The following is a 14,829-nucleotide window of genomic DNA, read 5'->3' as shown; positions in this document are numbered from 1 at the left end:
TTAATTCCCAAACATCAATGCGGTCAGTACAAAGTCTAATCCTAGTACTGCTAAAGAAGAATGCACAACAGTGCGCGTAGTTGCTCGGCTGATCCCTTCCGATGTTGGAATAGCATCATAACCGTTAAATAGAGCGACCCAAGTAACCGTAATTGCAAACGCAAAACATTTGATCATACTGTTACCAATGTCTTGCCCTAGCTCAACAGAGGACTGCATCGCTGACCAAAAACTGCCGTGATCAACGCCTTTCCAGTCAACACCAACAAGCTGAGCGCCCCAAATTCCCACAGCCATGAAAATCATAGCCAGTAAAGGCATTGAGATAACCCCAGCCCAAAACCGTGGTGCAATCACTCGTTTCAATGGGTCTACCGCCATCATTTCAAGGCTAGACAGTTGTTCCGTTGCTTTCATTAGACCTATCTCTGCGGTTAACGCAGAACCGGCACGACCAGCAAACAAAAGTGCAGTAACAACGGGTCCTAATTCACGGAGTAACGAAAGCGCTACCATTTGCCCCAAACTGCCTTCTGCGCCGTAATCCACCAACACAACATAGCCTTGTAGACTCAAAACCATTCCAATGAACAGACCAGATACGACGATGATCGCCAGCGACTGAACACCAACAGAATAAAGTTGCTTAACAAGCAGAGGAAAGCTTCTGATCGGTTGTGGCTTAGAAAATAGCGCCCCAATCAACATGAAAGTCGCACGACCAAATGCTCCGCAAATAGAAAGCGTGCGTCGACCCAGCGAGGCGACAAAGTGAATGAAGTTATCGACCATCAAATAAGTCCTTTTCGATACTTTGAGAAGGGAAACGAAACGGTACAGGACCGTCGGCATCACCTTGTAAGAACTGCTGGACACGAGGATCAGAGTTTTGAGTCAGCTCTTCTGGCGTACCATAGGCGATGATTTTTCCATCGGCCATCAGGTATACCCAGTCAGCAATACTCATGACTTCAGGTACGTCGTGAGAAACCACAATAGAGGTCAAACCTAACGCTTGGTTTAGATTGCTAATTAGCTCAACCAAAACGCCCATAGTGATTGGGTCTTGCCCCACGAACGGCTCATCGTACATGATCAGGTCAGGGTCAAGTGCGATTGCACGAGCCAAAGCAGCGCGTCTTGCCATACCACCTGAAAGCTCACTCGGCATTAATTGCGCCGCGCCGCGTAGACCGACAGCTTCGAGCTTGAGTAACACCATGGTGCGAATCAAATCTTCCGATAAATCGGTATGCTCTCTCAATGGAAAGGCGACATTATCAAAAACATTCAAATCAGTGAATAAAGCCCCTGACTGGAACAACATGCTCATTTTCTTTCGAGCATGGTAGAGTTTTTTACGCGAGAGAGAGGGAATATTGTCTCCATCAAACCAGATCTCTCCTTGCTCGGGATACAACTGACCACCAATCAAACGCAGCAGTGTTGTTTTACCAATTCCCGATGGTCCCATAATGGCCGTCACTTTGCCCTCAGGAACATGCAGATCAATATCATCAAAGATCATGCGTTCTCCCCGTGAAAAAGTGAGGTTGTTCACGGTGACTAAATCGTTGTTCGACATATCATCTCTTCTACTGTAGGAGCGTTGCAACTCACGGAATCATCAAGCAGATACTCATCGGAGTTGAATTCTACGTTTAATAAAGTAACGTCGGTACATTTATTAGGCTGCAATCATAAGCACATTGGCGTTGAATTTAAAGCACTGTTCAATTAAATAAAGTCGACTATATCCCTGCAATTTCTCATGGTTTATGACCTAATTAGCACGAAGTGTTTAAATCCTAGACCAGAATTGCTCATTTAAATGAGTGAGATTTACATACATTTTCGTTACTAACCTTTAATTTATTCTTCGTTTATCTTCCATTTTAGGCCGCAAAAGGTCAAAATTAGCGGTTATTCATTTTACTTATTTAATACTTAGGAATTCTCATGCTCGAAGCCGTTGCGTTGCTTATAGTCGGTCTTGTTTTGCTTGTTTGGAGTGCAGATAAACTTGTTTTTGGCTCTGCAGCGATAGCCCGCAACGTCGGTATTTCCCCGCTTGTCATCGGCATGACAATCCTTGCGATGGGCTCATCCGCCCCTGAGATGATGGTATCTGCAACCGCTGCTTGGGATGGCAAAACAGATACAGCGGTGGGTAACGTATTAGGCTCAAACATAGCGAACATTGCGTTAATCCTAGGTATTACAGCGCTGATCAAGCCTTTGTCGATTAGCTCCGCCGTCATCCGCCGAGAACTTCCACTCATGATAGCCGTAACCGTACTCGCTGGTATTCTGCTTTGGAATAGCCATCTCGGTTTTTATGAGGGTGTCTTATTGTTTGTACTCTTTGGGGCATTTTTATTTGCTATGTTGCAAATCAGCCGCAAAGAGCAAAAATCAGGTGATGTTTTTCTTGATGACCAAGAGTCAGAGATCCCAGAAGGCGTCAGTAACCCTAAAGCAATCATGTGGGTGGTTATTGGCTTGATACTGCTTCCTTTGGCAGCCAGCATGCTGGTTGATAACGCGGTAATTATTGCTAAACACTTTGGTATGAGCGACCTTGTTATCGGTCTAACTATTATCGCCATTGGCACTAGCCTGCCAGAACTAGCCGCATCACTTGCGGGAGTTTTAAAGGGTGAAGACGACATGGCTGTCGGTAACATTATCGGTTCGAATGTGTTTAACATTCTGGCGGTAATGGGGATTCCTGGCATCATTAATCCATCGGTGCTCAGTGAGTACGCGATGGGACGTGACTTCTGGGTCATGTTAGGCGTTTCATTGTTACTTGTCGCGATGTGTTTGGGTAAATCACGCAGTATTAACCGTATTGAAGGTGCCATCTTGTTTGTGTGCTTCTTAGGTTACCAAGTGTACTTATTCGCAAACATGACCGCTTAATTACCACGATCAATAAGTAGAGATCTGATATGTCCAATCAATTTGATTTTCGCGCTGCTGCTAAACAAGTTCTTGATATCGAAGTTGCTGCTCTGCAAGAGCTAGATACCTACTTTGATGATCAATTTGAAAAAGCGTGTGAACTTATCCTTTCCAACAACGGCAAAGTTGTCGTTATGGGTATTGGCAAGTCAGGCCATATTGGTAACAAGATTGCCGCCACTCTGGCAAGCACTGGGACTTCGGCGTTTTTCGTTCATCCAGGCGAAGCCGCACATGGTGACTTGGGTATGATTAGCCCTGGTGACATTGTGCTGGCAATTTCTAACTCTGGTGAATCAAACGAAATTCTGTCTCTATTTCCAGTATTAAAGCGCCTGAATATTAAGATCATCAGCATGACAGGTAAGCCAGAATCAAATATGGCCAAGCTGTCTGACTTACACCTGCAAATTACGGTACCTCAAGAAGCTTGTCCGTTAGGCCTGGCGCCAACTAGCAGTACGACTGCCACATTAGTGATGGGAGATGCATTAGCCGTAGCTCTGCTTCAAGCTCGTGGTTTTTCTGCCGAAGATTTTGCCCTATCTCACCCAGGTGGTGCACTGGGGAGAAAACTGCTACTTAAGTTGTCTGATATTATGCACTTTGGAGAAGCGTTACCTAAAGTTTCTCCTGACGCATTAATTCGCGATGCCCTGCTTGAAATTTCAGAAAAGGGGTTAGGCATGACAGCCATCGTCGATGAGCACGATGCTATGCTTGGTATATTCACCGATGGTGATTTACGTCGTACCTTAGACAAGCGTATCGATATTCATACGACGGCAATTGGCGAGGTCATGACGACAAACCCAACCACAGCACACCCTGATATGCTGGCGGTTGAAGGTTTGAACTTGATGCAGAATAAAAACATTAACGCTCTGATTTTATGTAAAGACGAAAAAATTGTGGGTGCACTGAACATGCACGATTTACTAAAAGCTGGCGTGATGTAATATCAGCACAAACATTTAAATCATTTATTAGACGAATAAAGGCAATGGTCAGGGAAGTACTGAGCTAAACGATAGGCCTTCATTATATGAGTTTTACTCGCCTTATTTATTTGCTCTTGATCTTCGTTGTAGCGTGGTGCGGTTATTACCTACTAACCCCTAAAGGCAACGACGCAATTCAAGTAGCACCAGATTCTGAACTGCCCATGTTCAGTGGTTCTGGATTAGAAAACATCACCTACGGTGAAGATGGTGTCCGCAGTTACATCATTCGCTCCACTAACTTAGACCATTATGCTAAGAGTGGAGATACTATTTTTAATAACCCGACTTTGATGGTTTACCGTGAAGGTAGCGTCATTGAATGGAAGGTGACTGCCACAAGAGCAGTGTTAGATGAAGACCAAGTTTTGACTTTATATGACAAAGTCTTAATGCAAAATCTTCTGCCTGGTGCGAGTTTTGATACCATGGCAACAGACAAATTGGTCATTAATCTAACCAATCGTGATTTTAAAGCTGACCAACAAGTGATGTTGGTTGGACCACAATTTGAAACTACTGGAGGCGCAATGCAAGGCAACTTAAAACAGCATACTGCGACTCTGACAGATGAAGTTCAAGGTCGATATGAAACCGTTACACCTTAGCCTACTGGCACTGGTATTGGCGGCGCCTCAAGCGCTGGCACTCAAGTCGGATACTCAACAGCCGGTTTACATAAACTCTGACACCCAACAGGTGGATATGAAGAGTAACCAGGTTGTTTTTGAAGGCGATGTATCTCTTAAGCAAGGGAGCATCAATATCGATGCTGATAGAATCGTGGTAACTCGCGATCCTAAAACCGAAGCAATTAAACAGATTCAAGCATTTGGTAAACCTGCGAAGTTTTCTCAGCTGATGGACGATGGTAAAACACTTAGTGGTCAAGCTACGGAGTTGGATTACCGTATTTCTACAGACGAACTGACCATGAAAGGTCAAGCGCAGCTGGCGCAAGACAACAACACCATCAAAGGTTCTTCGATTCGTTACCAAATTGGTAAACAAAAGCTAGTCGCAGATAGCTCTAAGGAAGAGCGCGTTACGACCATTTTGCAACCCAATCAGATAGAGAACTAATATGGCAGTACTGAGCGCGAAAAACTTGGCGAAAAGCTACAAAAAACGCAAAGTCGTCACTGATGTTAGCTTAGAAGTTGAATCTGGTCAGATTGTTGGGCTACTCGGTCCAAACGGTGCGGGTAAAACCACCTCGTTTTACATGATTGTCGGCTTAGTACCTCGTGATGAGGGCACCATTACCATTGACGACAATGACATCAGTATTTTACCGATGCATAGCCGTTCACGCCTTGGCATTGGCTATCTTCCGCAAGAAGCGTCGATTTTCCGTAAGCTTTCAGTAGAAGATAACATCATGGCCGTACTTGAAACTCGTCAAGAAATGACGAGGGAAGAGCGCCAAGATAAACTGGAAGATTTGTTGGAAGAATTCCACATCCAGCACATCAGAACCAGTGCTGGTATGGCACTATCAGGGGGTGAACGACGCAGGGTGGAAATCGCTCGAGCTTTAGCGGCCAACCCTCAGTTCATTTTATTGGATGAACCTTTCGCTGGTGTTGACCCAATTTCGGTTAATGACATCAAGAAAATCATTGAGCATCTGCGCGATCGTGGTCTCGGAGTGTTAATCACTGACCATAATGTACGTGAAACACTGGACGTATGTGAAAAAGCCTATATCGTGAGCCAAGGGCACCTAATTGCATCGGGAACTCCGGCAGAAGTTCTCAATAATGAACAGGTGAAACAAGTTTATCTCGGCGAACAATTCCGTCTATGATTATATTAGGAACGGTAAGATTCTGAGCATTACAAGGTAAGTAACACTGAATGAAACCTTCATTACAACTCAAGCTAGGTCAGCAGTTAGCCATGACGCCACAGTTGCAGCAAGCGATTCGCTTATTGCAATTGTCGACACTCGATCTTCAACAAGAAATCCAAGAAGCGTTGGACTCAAACCCATTATTGGAAGTTGAAGAAGGCCAAGACGAGCCTCTAGCAAACGGTGAAGATAAGTCAGCGGTCGAGGCTGCTGATAGCAACAGTGCTAGCGAACCAACAGAAATTGACGTTCCAGATAGCTCCGATGTGATAGAGAAATCAGAAATTAGCTCTGAACTTGAAATCGACACGACTTGGGATGACGTCTACAGCGCGAATACTGGTAGCACTGGCTTAGCTCTTGATGATGATATGCCCGTCTACCAGGGCGAAACCACTGAATCATTACATGATTACCTCATGTGGCAGCTTGACCTAACACCATTCAGTGAAACCGACCGCACGATTGCATTAGCGATTATTGACGCTGTTGACGACTACGGCTATTTAACTTTGTCGCCTGAAGAGATTCATGAGAGCTTCGATAATGAAGAGATAGAGTTAGACGAAGTAGAAGCCGTTCGTAAACGCATTCAACAATTCGATCCTCTTGGCGTTGCATCGCGTAACTTACAAGAATGTTTGTTACTGCAACTGACGACCTTCCCAGAAGACACGCCATGGCTTGCTGAAGCCAAAATGATACTTGCGGATCATATTGATCACCTAGGCAACCGTGACTACAAGCTCGTCATCAAAGAGACTAAGCTGAAAGAAGCCGATCTGCGTGAAGTCTTAAAGCTTATCCAACAGTTAGATCCTCGTCCAGGTAGTCGCATCACTCCTGATGATACCGAGTACGTAATTCCAGACGTATCCGTTTTTAAAGACAATGGCAAATGGACCGTTTCTATAAACCCGGATAGCGTGCCAAAATTAAAAGTAAATCAACAATATGCTCAATTAGGCAAAGGTAATAGCGCGGATAGCCAGTACATCCGCAGCAATTTGCAAGAGGCAAAATGGTTAATTAAGAGCTTAGAGAGTAGAAACGAGACGCTACTCAAAGTTGCAAGATGTATTGTTGAACATCAACAAGATTTCTTCGAGTATGGTGAGGAAGCCATGAAGCCAATGGTACTCAATGATGTCGCTTTGGCTGTGGACATGCATGAATCCACGATTTCTCGTGTAACAACGCAAAAATTTATGCATACACCACGTGGTATTTTTGAATTGAAGTACTTCTTCTCTAGCCATGTTAGTACTGACAACGGCGGAGAATGTTCGTCAACAGCAATTCGTGCACTCATTAAAAAACTGGTCGCAGCAGAGAATACTGCCAAACCACTGAGTGATAGCAAGATTGCTGCTCTTCTGGCTGACCAAGGGATTCAGGTCGCAAGACGTACGATAGCCAAATATCGCGAATCCTTGGGAATTGCCCCTTCAAGTCAGCGTAAACGCCTATTATAAGGCACTAACTGAAAAGGAAAGTCTATGCAAATCAATATTCAAGGCCATCACGTTGATCTTACCGATTCAATGCAAGACTATGTAAATTCTAAGTTTCAGAAGCTCGAAAGGTTCTTCGACCATATCAATCAAGTGCATGTTGTACTAAAAGTTGAAAAAATTACTCAAATCGCGGAAGCTACGCTTCACATAAATCAAGGCGAAATCCACGCATCAGCCGATGACGAAAATATGTATGCCGCGATCGATTCGCTGGTAGATAAATTGGTTCGCCAACTTAATAAGCACAAAGAAAAACTAAACAGTCATTAATCATGCAACTGAGCGAAATACTGTCATTGGACTGCACCAAAAGTGCGGTCCACTGCACGAGTAAAAAACGCGCCCTTGAAATGATCAGCCGTATCGTGGCTGATCAAACGGGCCAAGATTCTACCGAGCTGTTCGAATGCATGCTCAATAGAGAAAAAATGGGCAGTACCGGTATCGGAAACGGTATTGCGATCCCTCACGCGAGAATGCAATCAAGCGACAAGGCCATTGCTGTCTTACTGCAATGTGATGAAGCAATCGAATTTGATGCGATTGACAATCGACCTGTCGATCTTCTTTTTGCGCTCCTTGTACCAGAAGAACAGTGCAAAGAGCACCTCAAGACTCTATCCTCTATGGCAGAACGTCTGAGCGATAAGCAAGTATTAAAACTACTGCGTAATGCTCAGAGTGATGAAGAACTTTACGACATCATGATTCACCAATAAGCAGGACTAACTCCATGCGACTAATCGTTGTTAGCGGGCACTCAGGTGCCGGTAAAAGTATTGCGCTTCGTGTACTGGAAGACTTAGGTTACTACTGTGTTGATAACCTGCCAGTTAACTTGCTGGACGCATTTGTTCATTCTGTTGCTGACAGCAAACAGAATGTTGCAGTCAGCATTGATATTCGTAATATTCCTAAAAAGCTAAAAGAACTGACGAGTACACTAGAACAGTTAAAAACTGAGCTTGATGTGACCATGCTTTTCTTGGACGCCAATAAAGAAACGCTACTCAAACGCTACAGCGAAACACGCCGAATTCACCCGTTATCTTTAGGTGGCACCTCCCTCTCGCTCGATCAAGCCATCGAGCGTGAGAAACAAATTTTGACGCCACTCAAAGCGCATGCAGATCTGGTCCTAAATAGTAGTGGGCAGTCTTTGCATGAATTGAGTGAAACCGTGCGTATGCGCGTTGAAGGCAGAGATCGCAAAGGGCTCGTTATGGTATTTGAGTCTTTTGGTTTTAAATACGGCCTGCCTTCCGATGCCGATTACGTATTTGACGTTCGCTTCTTACCTAACCCACATTGGGAACCAGCACTACGCCCGCTTACAGGTCTGGATGCTCCTATCGCCGCATTTTTAGAGCAACACCAATCGGTGTTAAGTTTGAAATATCAAATTGAAAGCTTTATAGAGAATTGGTTACCTCTGCTTGAGAAAAACAACCGCAGCTACCTGACCGTTGCAATCGGTTGTACTGGTGGTAAGCACCGCTCGGTGTACTTAACTCAGCAAATCGGTGAATACTTCGCCAACAAAGGACACCAAGTACAAATTCGCCATACCTCACTAGAGAAAAACGCTAAGGAGTAGCCGTGGAGTTAAGTCGTAAAGTATTGATTCAAAACCGCCTTGGCTTACATGCTCGTGCAGCAGTCAAACTGGTCGAACTGGCACAGAGCTTTGAAGCGGTCATCACCATCGACAATGAAGAAGACAAAACCGCCACAGCAGACAGCGTAATGGGCCTGTTAATGCTAGAGTCCGCTCAAGGACAATACGTCACGATCCACGCAACGGGTGGGCAAGCGGAAGAAGCACTGGATGCCGTTTGCCACTTGATCGAAGATAAATTTGATGAAGGCGAGTAGTTTACTCGCTTTTTTCTTACCTCCCATTATCTTTCTCTTCCCTGACCTAATAAATAAATTTGCTTAGTATCATAAGTTGTTATTAAAAGGCGCCTAGAATTAAGTTATTATTCAACGCATTGTAAATATCAGGAATTGGGAGGAATGAATGGCAGAGCAAATTGAATTCGACCAAGCTCACCAAGCCCTCCAAGAAGTCACAGAAGCGCTAGAAAATGGTCGCTTCGTCCATGTTCGTCGTCAATTACAGGACATGGAACCTGAGGATATCGCTCACCTTTTAGAAGCCTCCCCACGGAAGAGCCGTGAAGTTCTTTGGCAACTCACCGACCCTGAAGATTATGGTGAAATCCTTGACGAGCTGAACGAAGACGTCAAAGACAGCCTCGTATCCAAAATGGCACCAGAAGCGCTTGCAGAAGCGACAGAAGGCATGGATACCGATGACGTGGCTTACGTACTGCGTAGCTTGCCTGACAACCTGTCACGCGAAGTCCTGTCGCAAATGGACTCCTCTGACCGTCTACGGGTCGAAACCGCCCTATCCTACCCAGAAGACACTGCGGGTGGACTGATGAACACCGACGTCATCACAATTCGTGGTGACGTCGATGTGGACGTAGTTTTGCGTTATCTACGTATGAAAGGCGAGCTTCCAGAAGCTACGGATGCCCTGTATGTGATCGATGAAGAGAGTAAGCTCATCGGTGAACTGCCGATCACGACGCTTATTACCACTCAGCCAGACGTAAAAATCATTGATGTAATGGAAGACGCGGACGAGGCCATCACCGTCGATACTAGCGACTCAGATGTTGCGAGTCTGTTCGAACGCCGTAATTGGGTATCTGCACCTGTTGTTGATGAAAACTTGCATTTGGTCGGTCGTATCACCATCGATGACGTGGTTGATGTTATTCGTGAAGACGCGGAACACTCGATGATGAGTATGGCGGGTATGGACGATGACGAAGATACTTTCGCGCCTGTTGTAAAATCAGCTCGCAAACGCAGTATCTGGCTTGGCGCTAACGTATTAGCCGCCCTTGCTGCTGCTTCCGTTTCTAATATGTTTGAGGCCACATTAGATCAAATGGCGGCCATTGCAGTATTGATGACGATTGTTCCGTCCATGGGTGGTGTCGCTGGTAACCAAACCGTCGCACTAGTGATTCGTGGTCTTGCTCTTGGTCATATCGGTGACTCAAACAAACGCGAACTGTTAATGAAAGAAGCTTCGATCGGCTTACTCAACGGTATCATGTGGGCGCTGATTATTGGTGGTATTGTTGTTGCTTGGAAAGGTAACTGGATGCTCGGAGGAATCATTTCCGCCGCCATGCTGACCAACTTATTGGTCGCAGGTATTGCAGGAGTAACGATTCCAATCCTATTGAAAAAAATGAACATCGATCCTGCTTTAGCTGGTGGTATGGCATTAACAACGGTGACGGATGTGATTGGTTTATCTGTCTTCTTAGGGCTTGCCACAATACTGATTACCTAACAGAAAAAACGAAAAAGCCTGATGAACACATCAGGCTTTTTTGATTCTGAATTGCTAGAAAAGCTTATTCACCCGCCACTTTCATGGTATCCAGTAGGATAGAGCCCGTTTGGATTTGTGAGCGCGTTTCAATATCACTACCAACCGCCACAATCTTGGTGAACATGTCTTTTAGATTACCTGCGATGGTAATTTCTGATACTGGGTATTGGATTTCGCCATTCTCAACCCAGAAGCCTGCGGCACCGCGAGAGTAATCCCCCGTTACCACGTTCACACCTTGTCCCATGACTTCTGTCACTAGAAGACCAGTACCGAGCTCTTTAAGCATTTGTTCGAAGTTTTGGCCTGTCGACTTCACGTACCAGTTATGAATCCCACCAGCGTGACCTGTCGGCGTCATCTTCATTTTACGTGCGGCATAACTGGTTAACAGATAAGTTGCTAGCACACCGTCGGTAATGATCTCACGGTCTTGAGTGTACACACCTTCACTATCGAATGGACTTGATGCCAAACCACGCAATACATGCGGACGTTCTGAGATATTGAACCATTCAGGAAGCACTTGTTTGCCTAGATGGTCAAGTAAGAAAGAAGATTTTCGGTACAGGTTACCACCGCTGATCGCCATAACGAGATGGCCAATCAAGCCTGTCGCAACATCAGCCGCAAACATGATTGGGTATTGACCTGTTTTTAGACGCTGCGCATCTAAGCGGTTAACCGTATTCTCTGCCGCCTTACGACCCACCGTTTCTGGGGTCCATAAGTCATCACGATGACGTGCCACGGTGTAGCTGTAATCACGTTCCATCTCGCCGTTTTGACCAACGCCAATTACACAACAGCTAGTACTATGGCGGCTAGACGCATAACTAGCTAATAAGCCATGGCTATTGCCATACACTTTCACGCCGTAATGACTATCATAACTCGCGCCATCACTTTGTTTGATTGCACTGTTATAACTTAGCGCCTCTTTTTCTGCTGCAATCGCCACATTGGCAGCATAGTCTGGATCGGGTGCGTCAGGGTGGAAAAGATCAAGCTCAGGGATATCTTGCACCATGTATTCTTTTGCTGCAGGGCCTGCAAATGGGTCTTCAGATGTGTAATGTGCAATATCTAGCGCCGCAATAACGGTTTGCTCGATTGCCGCTTCACTTAAATCAGACGTGGAAGCACTGCCTTTGCGTTGACCTCGGTAAACGGTAATGCCCAGCGCACCATCGCTGTTGAACTCGACATTCTCTACTTCACCCATACGAGTTGAAACACTTAAACCAGTGCTTTTAGTAATTGCGACTTCGGCGGCGTCAGATTTTGCCGATGCAAGCTTTAAGGCTCTTGCGACGGCTTGCTCTAGCTCGGTACGTTGCTCAGCAACCTGCTGTTTAATATCCATTGTCTTTCACATCTTGTCTTTGATGAACAATAGGATAACAAGAATTTCGCTTTCTCCCCATGATTCTTGTTAAAATAGTCATAATATTAATCAAAACACAGGCAACTGAAATGGCACGTAAGAATCAAAAAGCGCCATGGGAACCAGAAGAAGAGATCATCTGGGTAAGTAAATCCGAGATGAAGCGAGACATGGAAGAACTGCAAAAGCTAGGTGAGGAGCTTGTCGGCCTCAAACCTTCAGTTCTAGAAAAGTTTCCATTGAGCGAAGATTTGCGAGAAGCAATTGCTGACGCGCAACGCTTTAAAAATGAAGCGCGTCGTCGCCAATTACAACGTATTGGTAAATTGATGCGTTACGAAGATCCAGAGCCAATCCAAGCCGCACTGGATAAAATTCGTAATAAGCACTCTCAATTAACGGCGGTATTCCACAAACTTGAAGCGTTGCGTGATCGCGTAGTGGAAGAAGGTGACAAAGCCATTGATGACGTAATGGAAATGTACCCAGAAGCGGATCGTCAGCGTCTACGCCAACTTGCTCGCCAAGCAGCGAAAGAGAGAAAAGCTGGGAAACCAGCAAAAGCGTACCGCGAAATCTTTCAGATCCTTAAAGGTCTAAACGAAGAAGAGTTTTAATTCGAGGGCTCACGCAATGAGCATTCGATTTAAACGCAAAAAGCAGACGTCAATGTCTGCTTTTTTTATCTTTGGTTTTACAGTCAGCGTTACACTAAGCGATTAACGCGGTCTCCGCGATCGAAAGCGTTAATGTTATCAATCAGGATTTCCGCTAAACGTTGGATAGATGAGTCGCTGCCCCATGCAACATGCGGTGTCAGTAACAAATTAGGTAAACTCATATTGGCAATCAGCGGATTGCTCTCATCAGCCGGTTCTTGTGTAAAAACATCAAAACCAGCCGCTGCAATTTCTTGCTGTTTTAAGGCATCCACCAGTGCGCTCTCATCCACCAAACCTCCACGCCCTGTATTAATCAAAATGGCGTTGGACTTCATTTGTTTCAACTCTGCTTGACCAATTAAATTCTGAGTATGATCGTTGAGCGGGCAATGCAAAGTCAGCGCATCGGAGCGTTTTAATACTTCCTCAAACGACACATAACCTGGTCTACATTCTGCCGCCCCTTTACGCTCAGAAAACAACACGGTCATTCCTAACGCTTGAGCCAGATTCGCCGTCGCTTGCCCTAGTGCCCCACTACCAACAACACCTAACGTGCTACCACCAATATCCCCGATTGGGTGAGTAAAAAAACAAAACTGCTGGTTACGCTGCCACTCACCTGCGGCAATATCTTGGTGGTACCCAAATAAATTTCGTCTTAAAGCGAATAACATTGCCATCACGTGCTCGGGCACCGAACGCGTCGCGTAACCACGTACATTAGCAACCGCAATACCATTATTAGCACAGTAGTTCACATCGACGTTGTTAAAACCAGTTGCGGCAACCGCGATCATCCGTAATTTTGGTAGTTGCTCTAATACATGTTGGTCAAGCACGACTTTATTGCTAATCACGATATCGGCATCTGCTAACCTTTCTATTACCTGCCCAGGCGCAGTTAGGTCGTACTCACGCCAGTGGTGCGGAAAGCCAGGTCGTGGGATCTCAATATGTTCTGGGATGGTCGCTCGGTCTAAAAATACGATGCTTGGCAAAGACATAACAACTCCTTGTTCACGGCTGAAAGACAGGATACATCAACCACAGTAACGAAATAGCCAAAAATAGCGAACTAGAAAGAACCGTTGTTGAGTGCAATTGGCATTAAGGGTGTGGCAACGTTTTATAATCAGGCAATGTACGCTCTGGCGAAAAATAGTTAAAGATCATCGCCTCGGCTTCAGAATAAAAGTCACAGGGTACAAAAATACTGCTCAGCTGACCCGTAGCTGGATGATAAAAACTTAGCTCCGCAGCGTGCAACTCTAAACGTTCTGAAAACTGATACGCCTCTTCGCTTGCATAAAACTCATCACCCACAATCGCATGACCAATCGCCATCAAATGCACGCGTAACTGATGCGATCGACCAGTAATGGGCAGTAGTCGCACAACGGTCGTATGGGTGCCATCAGGGTGCACTTCACGCTTCACTACTTGGAATAAAGTTTGAGATGGTTTGCCGTCGTCAAAACATACTTTTTGTCGTGGACGATTTGGCCAATCACAAATTAATGGAAGATCAATATTCCCTTCTTGCGGCTCAACATGCCCCCACACACGTGCGTAATACACCTTGTGAGTGAGGCGATATTGGAACTGCTTTTTTAATGCTCGCTCCGCGGGTTTGTTTTTCGCCAGCAACATCAACCCTGATGTCGACATATCCAAGCGATGCACAACTTGAATTTCTGGGTGCAACTCTTTGAGGCGGCTCCACATGCTGTCGTAATGCTCTGCAAGGCGACCAGGGACAGACAGCAGCCCTGATGGCTTATTCACTGCCAGAATGTCGTCATCCTCAAAAACGATATCAACCCAAGGGTCGGTGGGAGGGGTATATTCAAGCATTGCCATGGGAGATCTCTACAAAATAAAAACGCCGCGATTATATACCCAAATAGCACCCAGATGCAGGATTCTGAAGAAAAGTTCAACCCAATAAAACAAAGTCAATCCTTTAGCATAAAAACTAAAAATAGCACGTTGTAAATTTAGTTTGACAACAAG

General features: G+C 45.3%; 17 protein-coding genes. 12 read left to right on the top strand and 5 right to left on the bottom strand.

Annotated features, from left to right (window positions below):
* Complete coding sequence (mlaE, locus tag IQP38_RS10800; protein ID WP_005381100.1) at positions 1–792, bottom strand: lipid asymmetry maintenance ABC transporter permease subunit MlaE; 792 nt, start codon at positions 790–792, stop codon at positions 1–3.
* Positions 782–1,585 (bottom strand): phospholipid ABC transporter ATP-binding protein MlaF, encoded by an 804-nt coding sequence (gene mlaF / locus IQP38_RS10795; RefSeq protein ID WP_005388422.1) that lies wholly within the window; start codon positions 1,583–1,585, stop codon positions 782–784. Before mlaF ends, mlaE begins: the two co-directional genes overlap by 11 nt.
* 374 nt (positions 1,586–1,959) lie before the next feature.
* On the opposite strand from mlaF, the gene IQP38_RS10790 reads away from it, so the two are divergent.
* The 11 genes from IQP38_RS10790 (at position 1,960) to mgtE (ending at position 10,722) form a co-directional block, all read left to right on the top strand.
* Entirely contained in the window at positions 1,960–2,925 is a 966-nt protein-coding gene (locus IQP38_RS10790; protein ID WP_005381102.1) for a calcium/sodium antiporter, read from the top strand.
* A gap of 29 nt (positions 2,926–2,954) precedes the next feature.
* Positions 2,955–3,926, top strand: a complete 972-nt coding sequence (gene kdsD / locus IQP38_RS10785; protein ID WP_005381104.1) for an arabinose-5-phosphate isomerase KdsD — start codon at positions 2,955–2,957, stop codon at positions 3,924–3,926.
* A gap of 86 nt (positions 3,927–4,012) precedes the next feature.
* Entirely contained in the window at positions 4,013–4,576 is a 564-nt protein-coding gene (gene lptC / locus IQP38_RS10780) for an LPS export ABC transporter periplasmic protein LptC (RefSeq protein ID WP_005381106.1), read from the top strand.
* On the top strand, positions 4,557–5,051 hold the full coding sequence (gene lptA, locus IQP38_RS10775) for a lipopolysaccharide transport periplasmic protein LptA (protein WP_005381109.1): 495 nt from the start codon (positions 4,557–4,559) through the stop codon (positions 5,049–5,051). The genes lptC and lptA overlap by 20 nt, the downstream gene beginning before the upstream one ends.
* 1 nt (position 5,052) lies before the next feature.
* Positions 5,053–5,778: an LPS export ABC transporter ATP-binding protein gene (gene lptB, locus IQP38_RS10770; protein WP_005381111.1), complete on the top strand. Its 726-nt coding sequence runs from the start codon at positions 5,053–5,055 to the stop codon at positions 5,776–5,778.
* A gap of 50 nt (positions 5,779–5,828) precedes the next feature.
* On the top strand, positions 5,829–7,298 hold the full coding sequence (locus IQP38_RS10765) for an RNA polymerase factor sigma-54 (RefSeq protein WP_005381112.1): 1,470 nt from the start codon (positions 5,829–5,831) through the stop codon (positions 7,296–7,298).
* Between the two features lie 24 nt (positions 7,299–7,322).
* Entirely contained in the window at positions 7,323–7,610 is a 288-nt protein-coding gene (gene hpf / locus IQP38_RS10760) for a ribosome hibernation promoting factor (protein WP_005381114.1), read from the top strand.
* Between the two features lie 2 nt (positions 7,611–7,612).
* Positions 7,613–8,059 carry a PTS IIA-like nitrogen regulatory protein PtsN gene (ptsN, locus tag IQP38_RS10755; protein WP_005381116.1) on the top strand — a complete coding sequence of 149 codons (447 nt, stop codon included), beginning with the start codon at positions 7,613–7,615 and terminating at the stop codon, positions 8,057–8,059.
* Positions 8,060–8,073: 14 nt separating this feature from the next.
* Entirely contained in the window at positions 8,074–8,937 is an 864-nt protein-coding gene (gene rapZ / locus IQP38_RS10750) for an RNase adapter RapZ (RefSeq protein ID WP_005388424.1), read from the top strand.
* A gap of 2 nt (positions 8,938–8,939) precedes the next feature.
* Entirely contained in the window at positions 8,940–9,215 is a 276-nt protein-coding gene (locus tag IQP38_RS10745) for an HPr family phosphocarrier protein (protein WP_005381120.1), read from the top strand.
* Positions 9,216–9,363: 148 nt separating this feature from the next.
* Complete coding sequence (gene mgtE, locus IQP38_RS10740; RefSeq protein WP_005381121.1) at positions 9,364–10,722, top strand: magnesium transporter; 1,359 nt, start codon at positions 9,364–9,366, stop codon at positions 10,720–10,722.
* Between the two features lie 64 nt (positions 10,723–10,786).
* Here mgtE and pmbA read toward each other — a convergent pair whose 3' ends face one another.
* Complete coding sequence (gene pmbA / locus IQP38_RS10735) at positions 10,787–12,130, bottom strand: metalloprotease PmbA (protein ID WP_005381122.1); 1,344 nt, start codon at positions 12,128–12,130, stop codon at positions 10,787–10,789.
* Between the two features lie 110 nt (positions 12,131–12,240).
* Here pmbA and yjgA point away from each other — a divergent pair, with 110 nt between their 5' ends.
* A complete protein-coding gene (yjgA, locus tag IQP38_RS10730; protein ID WP_025767614.1) occupies positions 12,241–12,768 on the top strand; it encodes a ribosome biogenesis factor YjgA in 528 nt (175 codons plus the stop codon).
* Between the two features lie 89 nt (positions 12,769–12,857).
* Here the strand turns inward: yjgA and IQP38_RS10725 are convergent, their stop codons facing one another.
* Both IQP38_RS10725 and rluA read right to left on the bottom strand, forming a co-directional pair.
* On the bottom strand, positions 12,858–13,820 hold the full coding sequence (locus IQP38_RS10725) for a D-2-hydroxyacid dehydrogenase (RefSeq protein ID WP_025767613.1): 963 nt from the start codon (positions 13,818–13,820) through the stop codon (positions 12,858–12,860).
* 103 nt (positions 13,821–13,923) lie between these two features.
* A complete protein-coding gene (gene rluA / locus IQP38_RS10720) occupies positions 13,924–14,676 on the bottom strand; it encodes a bifunctional tRNA pseudouridine(32) synthase/23S rRNA pseudouridine(746) synthase RluA (protein ID WP_054575320.1) in 753 nt (250 codons plus the stop codon).
* Between the last annotated feature and the right edge of the window lie 153 nt (positions 14,677–14,829).

The sequence above is a fragment of the Vibrio sp. OPT41 genome, assembly GCF_015163595.1.
GTDB lineage: Bacteria > Pseudomonadota > Gammaproteobacteria > Enterobacterales > Vibrionaceae > Vibrio > Vibrio alginolyticus.
Note: the sequence above shows the minus strand (reverse complement) of the source record. Positions and strands in the feature narration are given on the sequence as shown.